A 13,459-nucleotide genomic window follows, 5' to 3' on the forward strand; every position below is an offset into this window, starting at 1 on the left:
GCGGCTGCTTTTTTTCGATCCGCCGATGCGTGCTGAAAGCGTCATGGATCGTCTCGAGGGGGTAAATGTTGTCAAAATATTTCTCCGGTCCCGTTACTTTCGGATAATTTTTCGGACCGCATTTGCTGTATCGTGGGCGAACCGTTATGCCAACTGGCGCCACGGTAAATTGCGCAGATGCCGCATAGTCAATCTACATTGGACTCTATCTTGAATTTCGCACAATCGACATGGCGTTTGCCGGGCGCGCTCCTGGCCACAACGCTGCTGGCCATGCTGCTGGCGTCATGCGGCGGCGGCTCTGGCGGTGCCTCCCCGGCATCGATACCGGCAACCACGCCTGCACCCACGCCGGCCCCCACCAACTGCAGCGTGCGGATCGACGCCGACGCCAGCATCGAGGCCGGCAAGACCGCCGGCGCGACGGCGCTGGCGTGCAGCGGCACCCTGGCCGACGTGACCTGGACCCAGGTCAGCGGCCCGGTCGTCAACCTGCTCGCCGCGCGCAGCCAGACTGTCGCGTTCGAGCCTGGCGTCGCCGGCACCGTGCGGTTGCGCGCCGACGTCCGCCTGGCCGACGGCAGCGCCGCCAGCGCCACGGCCGACATCGCCGTGTCGGCGGCGCCGGCCGGCAGTTACGTCACGCTGCGCGCCGACCATTCGGTGCGGCCGGAAACCAACACGTCGGTGCGCGCCTGGCCGATGCTGATTGGCGGCGACACCGTGCGCGACATCGTCTGGACCCAGGTGTCCGGTCCGATCGTCACGATGGACACGGCCAACAACAAGCTGTTGATGTTCAAGACGCCGACAACAACGGTCGACACCGTACTCAGGTTCCGCGCCGTGATGACCACCGGCAGCGGGCGCCAGGACCAGGACGAGGTGTCGGTCGGCGTCGAGGCCCAGCCGGCCAAGCCAAACTATTACCTGTTCGATTCGACCCAGCGGGTCCATCCCTACCGCTCGGCCGGCGTCTACACCGGCGCGCTGGCGCGCTGTGTCTACGACATCGGCCTGTACTACGAAACGTCGGCGAAGAACAATGTCTGCAGTGTCGGCACGTTGCCGCTGCTGCAAGCCGAAGCAGGCCCGGGCGCGGTCCCGAGCGTGGCCCAGATCATGGGGCGGGTGCTGGTGTCGCACGACTTCCTGGGTGCCAATTTCGAGCAGTTCCTGCTGACCCAGGATACGCACGGCGACTTCCGCCGCCTGCTGGCCGGCGTCACGGCCATCGTGCTCGGCTCGCATGTGCGGCCAAGCTACTACACCTATGGCACCGGCGCCATCTACCTCGACGCCAACAATCTCTGGCTCACGCCCGACCAGCGCGACGTGGTAACCGAAGTGCCTGATTACCGGCTGGCGTTTGCCGACGGTCTCAATTACAGCGCCTTTGGCCGCCAGGTCAAGAACAACGACTACGCGCGCCGCAGCTTCCCATCGACCGACCGCATCAGCCGCAGTACGGAAGAACTGGTGCTGGAAATCGGCCGCCTGCTGTATCACGAGCTGGCCCATGCGAGCGACTTCTTCCCGGCCACCCAGCGCACGCTCAACCCGGCGCTGCCGATTTACGACAACGTCGCTGGCCGCATTGACTCGGGCGCGCTGGCATCGGACGCGCTGACGACGCAGTATCCGCTGCAGTCGGTCGAGATGAAGGCACTCGGCCAGGTATTGTTCCAGGGAGCGGTGGTCACGGAGGCGCAAAAAGCCTACACCGCGTTTGATGTCGGCGGCTTCTTCGGCGCCGACGTCGCCTCGGACGACTATGCCTACTCGAGTTCGCGCGAGGACCTGGCGATGCTGTTCGAAGAGTTCATGATGAGCTATCGGCACGGCGTGCAATACGACATTGCGTTCACTAACGTGTACACCGAGGGCATGACGGCGCCCCAGGTGATCGTTGGCTGGGGCCAGCGCGGACGCATCGCCGAAGCGGCGATCAAACCGCGCATCAAGCTGGTGCTTGCCCGCATCGCGCCATGGATCGACCTGGCGGCCGTCGACAGCCTGCCGGCGCCGATCCTGATGAAAGTGGGCGCGAGCTGGGACGCCAACCTGGTGCTCGCCCCAAGCGTGGGAGCAAGTGCCAGGCCGGTCCAGCCGTCAATCCTGAGGGCCGGATCGGCCAGCGCGCCGCGGCCCGGCCGCGACGACTTGAAACTGCGCGATCGAAGGTAATTCTCGCCGGTACCGGCGCGCGTTTGCGGCCTGATGTGCGGCCTGATCAGCCGTAGGCGCCGCCGGTGTAGAGCAGGTCGAACAGGCGCGAGATGGTGGCGATCAGCATGATTGTGCCAAACAGCATCATGCTTACCAGGATCACGGCCAGCGGCCAGTTCGACGCGGACTGGCGGCTCGAACCGGCGTTGTAGCGGGCGTCGAATTTCTCGTCCGGCATCAGGCCGATCACCAGCCCTTCGAGCAGGCCGGCAAGTTGCGACACGATCATCGGCAGCAACTGGTAGAAGATGTTTGCATGGGGCGCCAGGAACAGCACCAGCGCCGACGCCGGTACGCTGGCGAAGTGCAGCAAGGCCCACTTGTCGCGGCTGCCGCGCAACAGCACGCGGTGGGCGCCGGCCCAGCCCAGTACCATGGCGAGGAAGGTGGCGACGGTCTTGTTCTTGTGGGTCGTGGGTGCGAAAGACATAAAGTTGGGCAATCAATTATTGTGAAAGCAGGAGTATCGATGAAAAGCCGATGCTGCGCACTTCAATTCGCTTTGCCCTGGACGTCGAAAATCGGCGATAATGTTCGACTTCGGTCCGAATTGCGCGCCCTGTTGTCATTGTCTCTTGCTGCTGCGCGGCATTGCGCGCTATAATTGTCGGCTTTTTCCGCCCAGCATAACTTTTTGGATTTAAACTATGGTCGTTATTCGTTTAGCTCGTGGAGGCGCCAAGAAGCGCCCGTTCTTCAACATCGTTGCAACGGACTCGCGCAATCGCCGCGATGGCCGCTTCATCGAGCGCATCGGTTTCTACAATCCGATGGCTGCAGGCGGCGAAGTCGGCCTGCGCATCACCGCTGATCGCTTGGCCTACTGGCAAGGCGTTGGCGCACAATTGTCGCCAACCGTTGCACGCCTGGTCGCTTCGCAGCCAGCAGTAGCAGCGTAATACGTCGGTTCCAGGTTTGACCGATACAGCAGCATCCGGGGTGCAAATCCCTGGCGACCTGACGCAAGTCGGGTATGTGTCCGGCGCTTATGGAGTCACCGGCTCGATCCGGGTTACACCGTTTTCAAGCGACGCTGATGCGCTGCTGAACGTGAAAACCTGGTGGCTCGACAAGCCAGGTTTGCGCGCAGTGACAGTACGCACGACCAAACTGCACGGCGGCGACGTCGTGGCGCAATTGGTCGGCGTGGTGGGGCGGGATGCTTCGGAGGCGCTCAAGGGCGCCGCAGTGTCGATCCCGCGCAGCCAGTTCCCGGAACTGGCCGCAGATGAATTTTACTGGTCCGATCTGATCGGACTCGACGTCGTCAATCTGCAGGGTGAAGCCCTCGGGCAAGTCACTGACATGATGGACAACGGCGTGCAATCGATTTTGCGCATTACGCCGGTGGCCGATGCGGACGCGAAAGCGGAACAACGGCTGATCCCGTATGTCGATCAGTTCGTCAAGACGGTCGACTTGGCAGCAAAAAAAATTACCGTCGACTGGGGCCTGGATTATTAAGGCGCCAGCGATAAAGCGAAAACATCAGAAAGCACGCGATGCAATTTGACGTCGTGAGCTTGTTTCCCGAAATGTTTGCCGCGTTGACGCAATCGGGCGTCACCCGCCGCGCCTTCGAACAGGGGCGCTGGGGCTTGTCGCTGTGGAATCCGCGTGATTTCACGACCGACAATCACCGCACCGTGGACGACCGCCCTTACGGCGGCGGTCCCGGCATGGTGATGCTGGCCAAGCCGTTGGAAGCGGCGATTGGCGCTGCCAAGGAGCGCCAGGTCGCCCTCGGGCTGGCCGCGCCGCGGGTGGTGTTCATGTCGCCGCAGGGCAGGGCGTTGAGCCACGAGCGGGTGATGCAACTGAAGGACGAGCCGGGACTTGTGGTGTTGTGCGGACGCTACGAAGCGGTCGACCAGCGCCTGCTCGACCGGGTCGTCGACGAAGAAATCAGCCTTGGCGACTTCGTGCTGTCCGGCGGTGAACTGCCGGCAATGGCGCTGATGGATGCGGTGGTGCGGCAGTTGCCGGGCGTGCTGGGCGACGAGGCGTCGGTAATCGAAGACAGTTTCGTCAACGGCCTGCTCGATTCGCCGCATTACACCCGGCCCGAAATGTACGAAGGTATCAACGTGCCGGCCGTGTTGATGGGCGGTAATCACGCCGAGATCGTCAAATGGCGACGCCAGCGCATGCTCGAGGCAACGGCGCGCAAGCGGCCCGATTTGCTCGTCAAAGCCAGGACTGCCGGCATGCTGACGAAGATCGATGAAAAGTTTTTGGCGGGTTTGTAAAAACCTGTCGTAGCACCTGGCGGGCATGTTGCCCGTCTGTTTTAACCCCATCCTCTACTGGGCGAATGCAGCGCCAGCACGATGGTCATTGGAGTCATAAAAATGAACCTGATTCAAATTCTTGAGCAGGAAGAAATTGCCCGTCTGGGCAAGACTATTCCTGACTTCGCACCAGGCGATACCGTCATCGTCAATGTCAACGTCGTCGAAGGCACCCGCAAGCGTGCCCAGGCGTACGAAGGCGTGGTGATCTCCCGTCGCAACCGTGGCCTGAACTCGAACTTCATCGTTCGCAAGATCTCGTCCGGCGAAGGCGTTGAGCGTACGTTCCAGCTGTACTCCCCGCTGATCGCATCGATCGAAGTCAAGCGTCGTGGTGATGTTCGCCGCGCCAAGCTGTACTATCTGCGTGAGCGTTCGGGTAAATCCGCACGTATCAAAGAGAAGTTGCCACAACGTCGCGTTGCAACTCCGGCCGCCGCCAAGTAATAATGGCGTCTGCGTTGCGAACGTAGGCATCCCTGGCGGATGCCTGGAAAAAGGCATCCTCCGGGTGCCTTTTTCGTTTTTGCCCGAGGAAATGCATTTGCCGAAACTCTCATTCGATCCCGAGCAGTTGCCGATAGAGTCGGTCGGCGGCGAAGCGCCGGTCGAGGCGGCCCGCCTGACCGCCGGCTGGCTGCGCGGGCATTTCGCCGCTCCCCCGGCCTGGCAACCTGAAGCGCTCGACGAGTCGGTCGGACGGCGCCCGGTAATGATTGCCGCCTCGGTGCTGATCCCGCTGGTGGCGCGGCCCGACGGCCTGACGATGCTGTTGACCCGCCGCACCGACCACCTCAACCACCATGCCGGCCAGATCAGCTTCCCTGGCGGGCGCGCCGAGCAGGTCGACCTGTCGCCGGTCGACACTGCGCTGCGCGAGGCGCGCGAAGAGATCGGCCTGGAGCGGCACCACGTCGAGATCATTGGCCAGCTGCCCGACTACCTGACCGGCACCGGCTATCACATCACGCCGGTGGTCGGCCTCTTGATGCCGCCGTTCGAGCTGGTGGCCGACCCGGGTGAAGTCGCCGAGATTTTCGAGGTGCCGCTGGCGCACCTGATGAATGGTGCCCACCACCAGCGGCTGTCGATCGACTTGCCGGCTGGCGGGCGGCGCAGCTTTTACGCCATGCCCTACGGGCGCTATTTCATCTGGGGCGCTACCGCCGGCATGCTGCGCAACCTGTTCCATTTCCTGCGCGTCTGAAAACCGGGCGCGGTGAGCGGGCAGCGCCAGGCGGGGAAAACTGCAATATGTTTGATTCCGCAACTGCTCTGCGCTATCGTAGCGGGGCTGAACAGCGCGGCTGAACAGTATGGCTTTACTTCAAAAAGGATTTCGATGACTTTTCTCTCCATTCTGTGCGCGTTGCTTATCGAGCAGCTGAAGCCCTTGCGCGCGGACAACATGATTTATGCCGAGATCAAAAGTTTCGCAAAGCGGATCGAAAGCTGGTTCAACGCGGGCGACGCCAGCCATGGCCGCCTCGGCTGGATCCTGATGATGGCGGCGCTGATGGTGCCGACCGCACTGGTCTACTGGGTACTGCTGCACTTCGGCCTGGTGTTTGCCGCCTTCGCCTGGAACGTGCTGATCGTCTACCTGACCTTGGGCTTTCGCCACTACAGCCACTACTTCACGTCGATTCAGATGGCGCTGGGCGCTGGCGACGAGCCGACCGCGCGCAGCTTGCTGGCCGAGTGGATCAGGATCGACACGGTCGGTATGGAAGCTACCGAGATCGCCCGGCTGGCGGTCGAAAAGTCGCTCGTCACCACCCACCGCAACGTGTTCGGCGTGTTTTTCTGGTTCCTGATGCCGCTCGGGCCGGCCTGCGCGGTGATGTACCGTGTCGCCGAATACCTGGCGCGCGCCTGGAACGAGCCGGACCACATGCGCGGCGAGGCCTTTGGCCAGTTCGCCGCAAAGGCGTTCTACTGGATCGACTGGCTGCCGGTGCGCCTTACGGCTGTCGCGTTCGCCGTTGTCGGCAATTTCGAGGATGCGATCTATGCGTGGCGCAACTTCGCATACCGCTGGTCCGACCCGGCCAAGGGCATCATCCTGACCGCCGGCGGCGGCGCGATGGGAGTACGCCTTGGCACACCCTACGAAAATGCGTCCGGCCTGGTGCTGCCGCCAGACGCGGCGACCGTCGATTCGCTTGACCCTGAAGCGGAGGTGTTGCCTGGCGAAGAACCGAACTTGCGGGCGCTGCAAAGCACCGTTGGGCTGGTATGGCGCGCCTTGCTGCTGTGGATGATGCTACTGTTGTTGTTGTCCGGCGCGGTCTGGTTGGGGTAATTTGAATTGGTATCGGTCGCGCCGCCCATGGTTCTGATTTCAAGTCTTCTATAAGATATAATACTGCGTCAGCGTCCCCAGTCCTTCTCGGGTCCATCCACGCAGCATTCTTGTCCGAGCAAGCCGCCCAATGGTCGAGTCACCGCAAATCAAGAAAGAAGTTGCCGACGAGTTCTTCATTCTTGGCGTCACCAGCGATGGCAGGCAGTTTCGCCCCAGCGACTGGGCCGACCGCCTGTGCGGTGTGATGGCGTGCTTCCGGCCGGAAGGCACGGGCGGGCGCAATGCGCACCTGGGGTACTCGCCATATGTCCGCCCGACCGTGCTGAACGGCACCAAGGCAGTCGTGGTCGACAGCGCGCTGAAAAACTTCGAACCGCTGGCTTATCACTTCGTGGTCGACTTCGCCAAGGACAACGACCTGCAGGTGATCCAGGCTTGCATCCTGCCCGATCCGACGCCGTAAGCCCAGCCGCGCGGGCCGCGTTTTGCGCAAAATCAAGCCTGCGGCGGAATCGGCGAGTTAGCGTTATTCTTTGAGTGCGTACCTTGTCGGGGCGCACGGCAAAGCGGCTGGCGCCGCCGGGAGAACGTTATGCATGTAGGGCAAATCTGCACCACCGAGACAATCTTTTGCGAGCGCGATGAAACCATCCAGGGCGCCGCCTTGCTGATGCGCAGGAACCACGTCGGCGACCTGGTCGTCGTCGACCAGCCCGACGGCGAACGGGTGCCGGTTGGCATTCTCACCGACCGCGACATTGTCGTCTCGGTCATTGCCCTCGGACTCGACCCGGCCAGCCTGCTGGTGGGCGACGTCATGAGCGACGACTTGCTCACCTGCAGCGAAGCCGACGACGTTTATGAAACCATCGAACGCATGCGCCAGCGCGCGATCCGGCGCGTTCCCGTGGTCAATGCGGCGGGCGGGCTGACCGGCATCGTCAGCGTCGACGATCTGCTCGAATTTCTGGCCGAAGAAATGGGCGAACTGGCGCGCATCGGCCCGCACCAGCAATCGCACGAGAAGCGCGCGCGCCACTGAGCAAGTCACGGGGGGCAAAACGCCCGCCCTGTAGCGGCGCCCGCTCTGCTACTATCGATCACCAGCGCACGGCCACGCTCGCCTTACGCCTGCGGCCGCGCGCAACTTCACCCGCTACTTTTTTCCGCGAGACCGCATGAACCAGAACAGCTGCAAGCGGCGCGCCCGTCCGCGCTTTTTCGCCGGCGCCATTGCGCTCTTCGCTTTTCTTTGCTGCGGCGCCGCCGCCGCGCTGACCCTGCCCAAGGGCGTTGTCCAGGGGCCGCAAGTCGAGGGCATTACCGAATACCGTTTGCCCAACGGCTTGAAGGTGCTGCTGTTCCCCGACGCTTCGAAGCCGACCGTCACCGTCAACGTCACCTATCTGGTCGGCTCGCGCCACGAGAACTATGGCGAGACCGGCATGGCCCACCTGCTCGAACACCTGATGTTCAAGGGTTCCTCGCGCAACCGCGCGATCACCCAACAGTTCGCCGAGCGCGGCATGCAGTTCAACGGTACCACCTCGCTCGACCGCACCAATTATTACGAGGTGTTCCAAGCCGACGCGCCGACATCCGGCCTGTCCAACCTGGACTGGGCGCTGCAGATGGAAGCGGACCGCATGGTCAATTCCTTCATCGCCAGGAAGGACCTCGATTCGGAGATGACGGTCGTGCGCAACGAGTACGAGAGCGGCGAAAATTCGCCCAGTTCGGTGCTGTTCAAGCGCATGGAAAGCGTCGCCTACGACTGGCACAGCTACGGCCGCTCGACCATCGGCAACCGCAGCGACATCGAGAACGTCGGCATCGGCAACCTGCAGGCGTTCTACCGCACCTGGTACCAGCCGGACAACGCAGTGCTGCTGGTGGCCGGCAAATTCGATCCGGCCAAAACCCTCGGTGTCATCGCCCGCACGTTCGGCGCCATCCCGAAGCCGACGCGCGTGCTGCCGAAGTTCTGGACGGTCGAGCCGACCCAGGACGGCGAGCGCGATTTTTACGTGCGGCGCCAGGGCGACGTGCAGATCGTCGCGCTCGGCTACAAGGTGTCGTCGGCGCTGCACGACGACAGCGACGTGCTGGCGTTTACCTCCGACATCCTCGGCAACGGTCCGGCCGCGCGCCTGCACAAGCTGTTGATCGACAGCGGCATGGCGAGCGAGGTGTTCGGCTTCGGCCAGACCGGCTACGCGCCCGGCATGCAGCTGTTCGGCGCGGTGGTCAAGAAGGGCCAGCCGATCGAGCCGGTGCGGGCGGCGATGACGGCGGCGGTCGAGGACTTCGCGCGCCATCCGCCGACACAAGAGGAAATGGAGCGGGTACGCCGCAACATCGGCAACGAGATCGACAAGAGCCTGAACGATCCGCAGCGGGTCGGCGTCGCGCTGTCGGAAGCGATCGCGCTGGGCGACTGGCGGCTGTATTTTATCGGGCGCGAGCGGCTCGCCACCATCAGCGTCGACGACGTGGCGAAGGTGTCGGCGCGCTATCTGCGGCGCGATAATCGGGTGACCGGCTTTTTCCAGCCCGAAGACGCGCCGCAACGCGCCGACATCCCGCAAGCGCCAAGTGTGGAGAGCCTGCTGAAAAACTTCAAGCCGCGCGCCGCCTCGCTGGTGTCGGAAAACTTCGAGCCGAGCCAGGACAACATCATGAAGCGCAGCAGGCTGCTGACGGTGGGTGGGATCAAGCTGGCGCTGCTGCCGAAGAAGAACCGCGGCGAGGCGGTCTCGGTGGCGTTCGTGCAGCACTTCGGCGACGAAAAAAACCTGTTCGGCAAGGGCGCCGTACCGGCACTCACGGCCGCAATGCTGATGCGCGGCTCGACAAAATACAGCCGCATCGCGCTGGCCGACGCCTTCGACAAACTGCGCATCTCGGGCGGCCCGCATCGTTTCGAGACCACCCGCGCCAACCTGGCCGAGGCGCTTGAGCTGGTTGCGCACGTGCTCAAGGAGCCGGCTTTTCCGGCGGCCGAATTCGAGCAGTTGCGCCAGCAGGCGCTGGTCGGCATCGAGTCGAGTCGCAGCGAACCGCAGGCGGTGGCATCGCGCGCGTTGGCCGAGCAATTTAATCTATATCCGCGTGGCGACCCGCGCGCCGAGACCACCATCGACGAGGACATCGCCGACACGCGCGCGGCCACGCTCGAGCAAGTAAAAGAATTTCATCAACAGTTCTACGGCGCCGCGCCAGCGGAACTGGCGATCGTGGGCGACTTCGACGCCGCCGCCATCGCGCCGCTGGTCGACCAGCTGTTCGGCAGCTGGAAGGCCCAGGCGCACGTGGCGCCGCTGCTGCGCCGGCACGAAGACATTGCGCCAGTGCGCAAGACGCTCGACACGCCCGACAAGGAGAACGGCTTTTATACGGCGCGCATGAACCTCGACCTGAACATCGAAGACGCCGATTATCCGGCCCTGATGCTGGCCAATTACGTGTTCGGCGAAGGCGGCCTGAAGTCGCGCCTGATGGACCGCATCCGCCAGAAGGATGGCTTGTCGTACGGCGGCGGCTCGCAGCTGGCGCCGGGCGAGCTCGACCGCGCCGGCATGTTCGCCATCAGCGCCATCGCGGCGCCGCAAAATCTGCGCAAACTCGATGCCGCGGTGCGCGAAGAACTGGCGCGCGCGGCGCAACGCGGCTTCACGCAAGCGGAACTGGCCGGCGCCAAGTCGGGCGTCCTGCAGCAGCGCATGCAGAACCGGGCGGAAGACGCGGTGCTGGCAGCCGGCTGGACCAGCTACCTGTACCGCGGCAAGACGTTCGACTGGAGCCGCCAGTTCGAACAGCGGCTGGCCGCAGTCACCCTGGCGCAGCTGAACGCCGCCTTTCGCAAGGCGATCGACCCGTCGAAACTGAGCGTGGTGATGGCCGGAGACCAGCAAAAGGCAACAGTGGCGCCAAAATAATGCTATTCCCATCATTAAAAACCGGCTTTCCGCATGATCCATTGTTCGATCCTCTGCCCACATCGGGTATCATGTTGCTCTAGGGCAGTTAAAACTGCCTCTGTTCAATAATGGGATACGCAATGGTCGGCAAGAACAAGCAGCAGCAGGATGGGTATTTCGAAGGCAAAGTGGTGTTGGTGACGGGTGCGGCGGGCGGTATCGGCCGCGCCACGGCGATCGCTTTCGGACGCGCCGGCGCCAACGTGGTGGTGGCGGATTTGTCGGTCGATGGCGGCCATGCGACGGCGGCGATGATTGTCGAAGCCGGCGGCAAGGCGCTGTTCGTGCAGACGAATGTGACGCGCGCGCCTGACGTCGAAGCGCTGATCGACAAAACGGTGTCGTATTTCGGCCGTCTCGACTGCGCCTTCAACAATGCCGGCATCGAAGAAGAGCACTTGCTGCTGGCCGACGCCGACGAGGCGCTGTTCGACCGCATCATGAACGTCAACGTCAAGGGCACCTGGCTGTGCATGAAGTACGAAATCCGCCAGATGCTCAAGCAGGGCGGCGGGGCGATTGTCAATACGGCGTCGGTGGCCGGGCTGGTAGGCGCGCCGACGCAGGCGATCTACGCGGCCAGTAAGCACGCCATGGTCGGCATGACCAAGACCGCGGCGGCCGAATATGGCCGCGCCGGGATTCGTGTCAACAGCGTGTGCCCCGGCGTGATCAATACGCCGATGCTCGCGCGCGCGCTCGAACGCGACCCAACGCGCGAAAAGAAACTGCGCAACCTGCATCCGATCGGGCGTTTCGGCGAAGCGGCCGACGTCGCCAACGCGGCGCTGTGGCTGTGTTCGAGCCAGGCCGCGTTCGTCACCGGCCACCAGCTGATGGTCGACGGCGGGCTGACGGCAATCTAAACGCCGGGTTTTTTACTTTTTTACTTCGGCCGGGGCGGGCGCAGCTGGCGATTCGGTGTCGGCAATCGCCGCGCCCGCGATTCGCCGAGCGCGTCGTTGCGCACCGCTTCCTGGAAATCAAGATCGCGCTCCATCACGTCGTGATAGTGAGCCTTCCTCGGAAGGATATTGATTACCGGAGAAATGTCACGGTTGTTATGTACACCGGTTAACCTTGGGGACGGAAGTGCGGCGCATGAAAAAAGGCGGGCCGGACCGAAGTCCGTACCCGCCTGGGCAAGCGCGCGTGCGGTGGCGCCGGCTTACTTGGCGACCGGGGCCGCAGCAGCTACAGGAATAGCGGCAGCCGCAGGCACTGCCGACCGATTGGTCCACATGATCCAATACCGGGCCAGATCGGCGAGGCCGTCGTCGCCCTTGACCGATTCGAGCGTCTTGACCGCTTCGGCCTTGCGGCCGGCCATGGCGTAGGCCATGCCCAGGCGCAGCTTGTAATCGTCGCCTTTCTTGGCGATGCCTTTGGCAATGCCCTGTTCCATCAACGGGATGCCCTTGTCGAACTGGTCCATCGTGACGTAGGCGTAGCCCAGGTTGACCAGGCCGGCGCCATCCTTTGCCTTGGCAGCGCCCGCTTCACCGCTGGCGATGTTCTTGGCGTCGTCGGCCGCGCCCTTGGCAGCCTTGTCGCGCAATTGCTTGTGTTTGGCCGCGTTCGAACCGGCGCCCAGCACGCCGTTGGCAAAGCCGGCGTCGAGGACTTTTTTCGCTTCGGTCGGAAAGCCGGCGGCCAGGTCCAGTTCGGCCATTTCGGCATACTCTTCCGGCGCCATTGCCTTCAGCGTCACCGCTTGCAGCCGCAGCACGTCGAGGTCACGCGACCGGTTGTAGCCGGGTTTGCTCTGCATGCGGTGCAGCAGGTCGCTCCAGTATTCGTCCGTCGGGTACAGCGCCACCAGTTTTTCCATCGACGCGATGTAAGTCGCGGTGTCCTTCAACTTGGAGGCCGAACTGGCGAGCAGGCGCAACTCTTCCAGCGACGGTGCCTTGCCGGCTTTTTCGTTGTCGGCGATCTCGGCGCTCAGTTCCGTTTTGGCGGTGGCGTAGTCACCGCCCAGGTAGTACGCACGGATCATCGAGCCGCGCGCTTTTTGCGGCGTCGCGCTGTCTTTCTGGTAGCGCTTGAACCACTCGATCGCTTTCGGGTAGTCCTTGGCGTTGTAGTGAAGGTTGCCCAGCGCCAGGATGAAATCGCTTTGTTCCTGGCCCTGCAGGCGGCCGGTGTTGATGACCGCATCGAGGGCGGCCATCGCCATCGCGTCGTTGCCGGACCCTACGCCGAGCGCGACCTTCATACGGTCGATCACATAGATTTCGTACGGGGTTTTCGCCGGAAAGGCATCGGCCTGGGTCAGGCGGGCCTGGACGTCAGCGTACTTTTTTTCCGCCATCAACAGCTTGACTGCTGCCGGATCGAGCAGTTTGAACAGCTCGGGGCGGACGGTATCGGCAGGTGGGGCCACGGCGGCAGCCGGTGCGGCTGCCTTCTGTGCGTGGGCGCCGGTCATCAGGACGGGCACTGCGTTCAGGCCGATTGCGGCCAACATCAGGCTGATGCGGGCGAGGCGGATATGGGACATGGAAAACCCTTCGATCAATGACAATAAATGAGCTGAGTCTGGTAACAGCGCGAGAGGCTCGATGCGTGCACTTGGCGCTTCGATCGAGCCAGGTCAGGCGCGCGCATATTGTCCCATAAAGTTGTCCAGATCTACTCTGTAATTGTGC

General features: G+C 63.1%; 13 protein-coding genes. 11 read left to right on the forward strand and 2 right to left on the reverse strand.

Going from position 1 to position 13,459, the window contains the following annotated elements; genetic code table 11:
- The first annotated feature begins 210 nt into the window (after nt 1-210).
- Complete coding sequence (locus tag CR103_RS02995; protein ID WP_143752506.1) at nt 211-2,187, forward strand: hypothetical protein; 1,977 nt, start codon at nt 211-213, stop codon at nt 2,185-2,187.
- A gap of 46 nt (nt 2,188-2,233) precedes the next feature.
- Here the strand turns inward: CR103_RS02995 and CR103_RS03000 are convergent, their stop codons facing one another.
- A complete protein-coding gene (locus tag CR103_RS03000) occupies nt 2,234-2,659 on the reverse strand; it encodes a TM2 domain-containing protein (RefSeq protein WP_099914535.1) in 426 nt (141 codons plus the stop codon).
- 217 nt (nt 2,660-2,876) lie between these two features.
- Here CR103_RS03000 and rpsP point away from each other — a divergent pair, with 217 nt between their 5' ends.
- From rpsP to CR103_RS03050, 10 genes are all read left to right on the forward strand, one after another.
- Nucleotides 2,877-3,128: a 30S ribosomal protein S16 gene (gene rpsP, locus CR103_RS03005; RefSeq protein ID WP_099791876.1), complete on the forward strand. Its 252-nt coding sequence runs from the start codon at nt 2,877-2,879 to the stop codon at nt 3,126-3,128.
- Between the two features lie 40 nt (nt 3,129-3,168).
- The gene (gene rimM, locus CR103_RS03010) at nt 3,169-3,693 is read left to right on the forward strand and encodes a ribosome maturation factor RimM (protein WP_180279254.1); all 525 of its coding nucleotides are present in this window, start codon (nt 3,169-3,171) and stop codon (nt 3,691-3,693) included.
- A gap of 38 nt (nt 3,694-3,731) precedes the next feature.
- Complete coding sequence (trmD, locus tag CR103_RS03015) at nt 3,732-4,478, forward strand: tRNA (guanosine(37)-N1)-methyltransferase TrmD (protein ID WP_099914537.1); 747 nt, start codon at nt 3,732-3,734, stop codon at nt 4,476-4,478.
- Nucleotides 4,479-4,580: 102 nt separating this feature from the next.
- Complete coding sequence (gene rplS, locus CR103_RS03020) at nt 4,581-4,967, forward strand: 50S ribosomal protein L19 (RefSeq protein ID WP_099791882.1); 387 nt, start codon at nt 4,581-4,583, stop codon at nt 4,965-4,967.
- Nucleotides 4,968-5,058: 91 nt separating this feature from the next.
- Nucleotides 5,059-5,727 (forward strand): CoA pyrophosphatase, encoded by a 669-nt coding sequence (locus CR103_RS03025; protein WP_099914538.1) that lies wholly within the window; start codon nt 5,059-5,061, stop codon nt 5,725-5,727.
- 135 nt (nt 5,728-5,862) lie between these two features.
- Complete coding sequence (locus CR103_RS03030; RefSeq protein WP_099914539.1) at nt 5,863-6,825, forward strand: CobD/CbiB family protein; 963 nt, start codon at nt 5,863-5,865, stop codon at nt 6,823-6,825.
- 130 nt (nt 6,826-6,955) lie between these two features.
- A complete protein-coding gene (locus CR103_RS03035; protein WP_099914540.1) occupies nt 6,956-7,291 on the forward strand; it encodes a DUF3579 domain-containing protein in 336 nt (111 codons plus the stop codon).
- A gap of 129 nt (nt 7,292-7,420) precedes the next feature.
- A complete protein-coding gene (locus tag CR103_RS03040) occupies nt 7,421-7,870 on the forward strand; it encodes a CBS domain-containing protein (protein WP_099914541.1) in 450 nt (149 codons plus the stop codon).
- A 136-nt stretch (nt 7,871-8,006) separates the two neighbouring features.
- Nucleotides 8,007-10,766: a M16 family metallopeptidase gene (locus CR103_RS03045; protein ID WP_099914542.1), complete on the forward strand. Its 2,760-nt coding sequence runs from the start codon at nt 8,007-8,009 to the stop codon at nt 10,764-10,766.
- Nucleotides 10,767-10,888: 122 nt separating this feature from the next.
- Complete coding sequence (locus tag CR103_RS03050) at nt 10,889-11,674, forward strand: SDR family oxidoreductase (protein ID WP_099914711.1); 786 nt, start codon at nt 10,889-10,891, stop codon at nt 11,672-11,674.
- Nucleotides 11,675-11,976: 302 nt separating this feature from the next.
- On the opposite strand, the gene CR103_RS03055 is transcribed toward CR103_RS03050, so the two are convergent.
- The gene (locus CR103_RS03055; protein WP_099914712.1) at nt 11,977-13,311 is read right to left on the reverse strand and encodes a tetratricopeptide repeat protein; all 1,335 of its coding nucleotides are present in this window, start codon (nt 13,309-13,311) and stop codon (nt 11,977-11,979) included.
- Nucleotides 13,312-13,459 lie beyond the last annotated feature (148 nt).

The sequence above is a fragment of the Massilia psychrophila genome, assembly GCF_002760665.1.
In the GTDB taxonomy this organism is placed as follows: Bacteria; Pseudomonadota; Gammaproteobacteria; order Burkholderiales; family Burkholderiaceae_D; genus JAFCUW01.

Excerpts from the sequence above, each read along its gene's own strand:
- CR103_RS03000 (WP_099914535.1), bottom strand. The coding sequence starts at position 2,659 with ATGTCTTTCGCACCCACGACCCACAAGAACAAGACCGTCGCCACCTTC.
- rpsP (WP_099791876.1), top strand. The coding sequence starts at position 2,877 with ATGGTCGTTATTCGTTTAGCTCGTGGAGGCGCCAAGAAGCGCCCGTTC.
- trmD (WP_099914537.1), top strand. The coding sequence starts at position 3,732 with ATGCAATTTGACGTCGTGAGCTTGTTTCCCGAAATGTTTGCCGCGTTG.
- rplS (WP_099791882.1), top strand. The coding sequence starts at position 4,581 with ATGAACCTGATTCAAATTCTTGAGCAGGAAGAAATTGCCCGTCTGGGC.
- CR103_RS03025 (WP_099914538.1), top strand. The coding sequence starts at position 5,059 with ATGCATTTGCCGAAACTCTCATTCGATCCCGAGCAGTTGCCGATAGAG.
- CR103_RS03030 (WP_099914539.1), top strand. The coding sequence starts at position 5,863 with ATGACTTTTCTCTCCATTCTGTGCGCGTTGCTTATCGAGCAGCTGAAG.
- CR103_RS03035 (WP_099914540.1), top strand. The coding sequence starts at position 6,956 with ATGGTCGAGTCACCGCAAATCAAGAAAGAAGTTGCCGACGAGTTCTTC.
- CR103_RS03040 (WP_099914541.1), top strand. The coding sequence starts at position 7,421 with ATGCATGTAGGGCAAATCTGCACCACCGAGACAATCTTTTGCGAGCGC.
- CR103_RS03045 (WP_099914542.1), top strand. The coding sequence starts at position 8,007 with ATGAACCAGAACAGCTGCAAGCGGCGCGCCCGTCCGCGCTTTTTCGCC.
- CR103_RS03050 (WP_099914711.1), top strand. The coding sequence starts at position 10,889 with ATGGTCGGCAAGAACAAGCAGCAGCAGGATGGGTATTTCGAAGGCAAA.
- CR103_RS03055 (WP_099914712.1), bottom strand. The coding sequence starts at position 13,311 with ATGTCCCATATCCGCCTCGCCCGCATCAGCCTGATGTTGGCCGCAATC.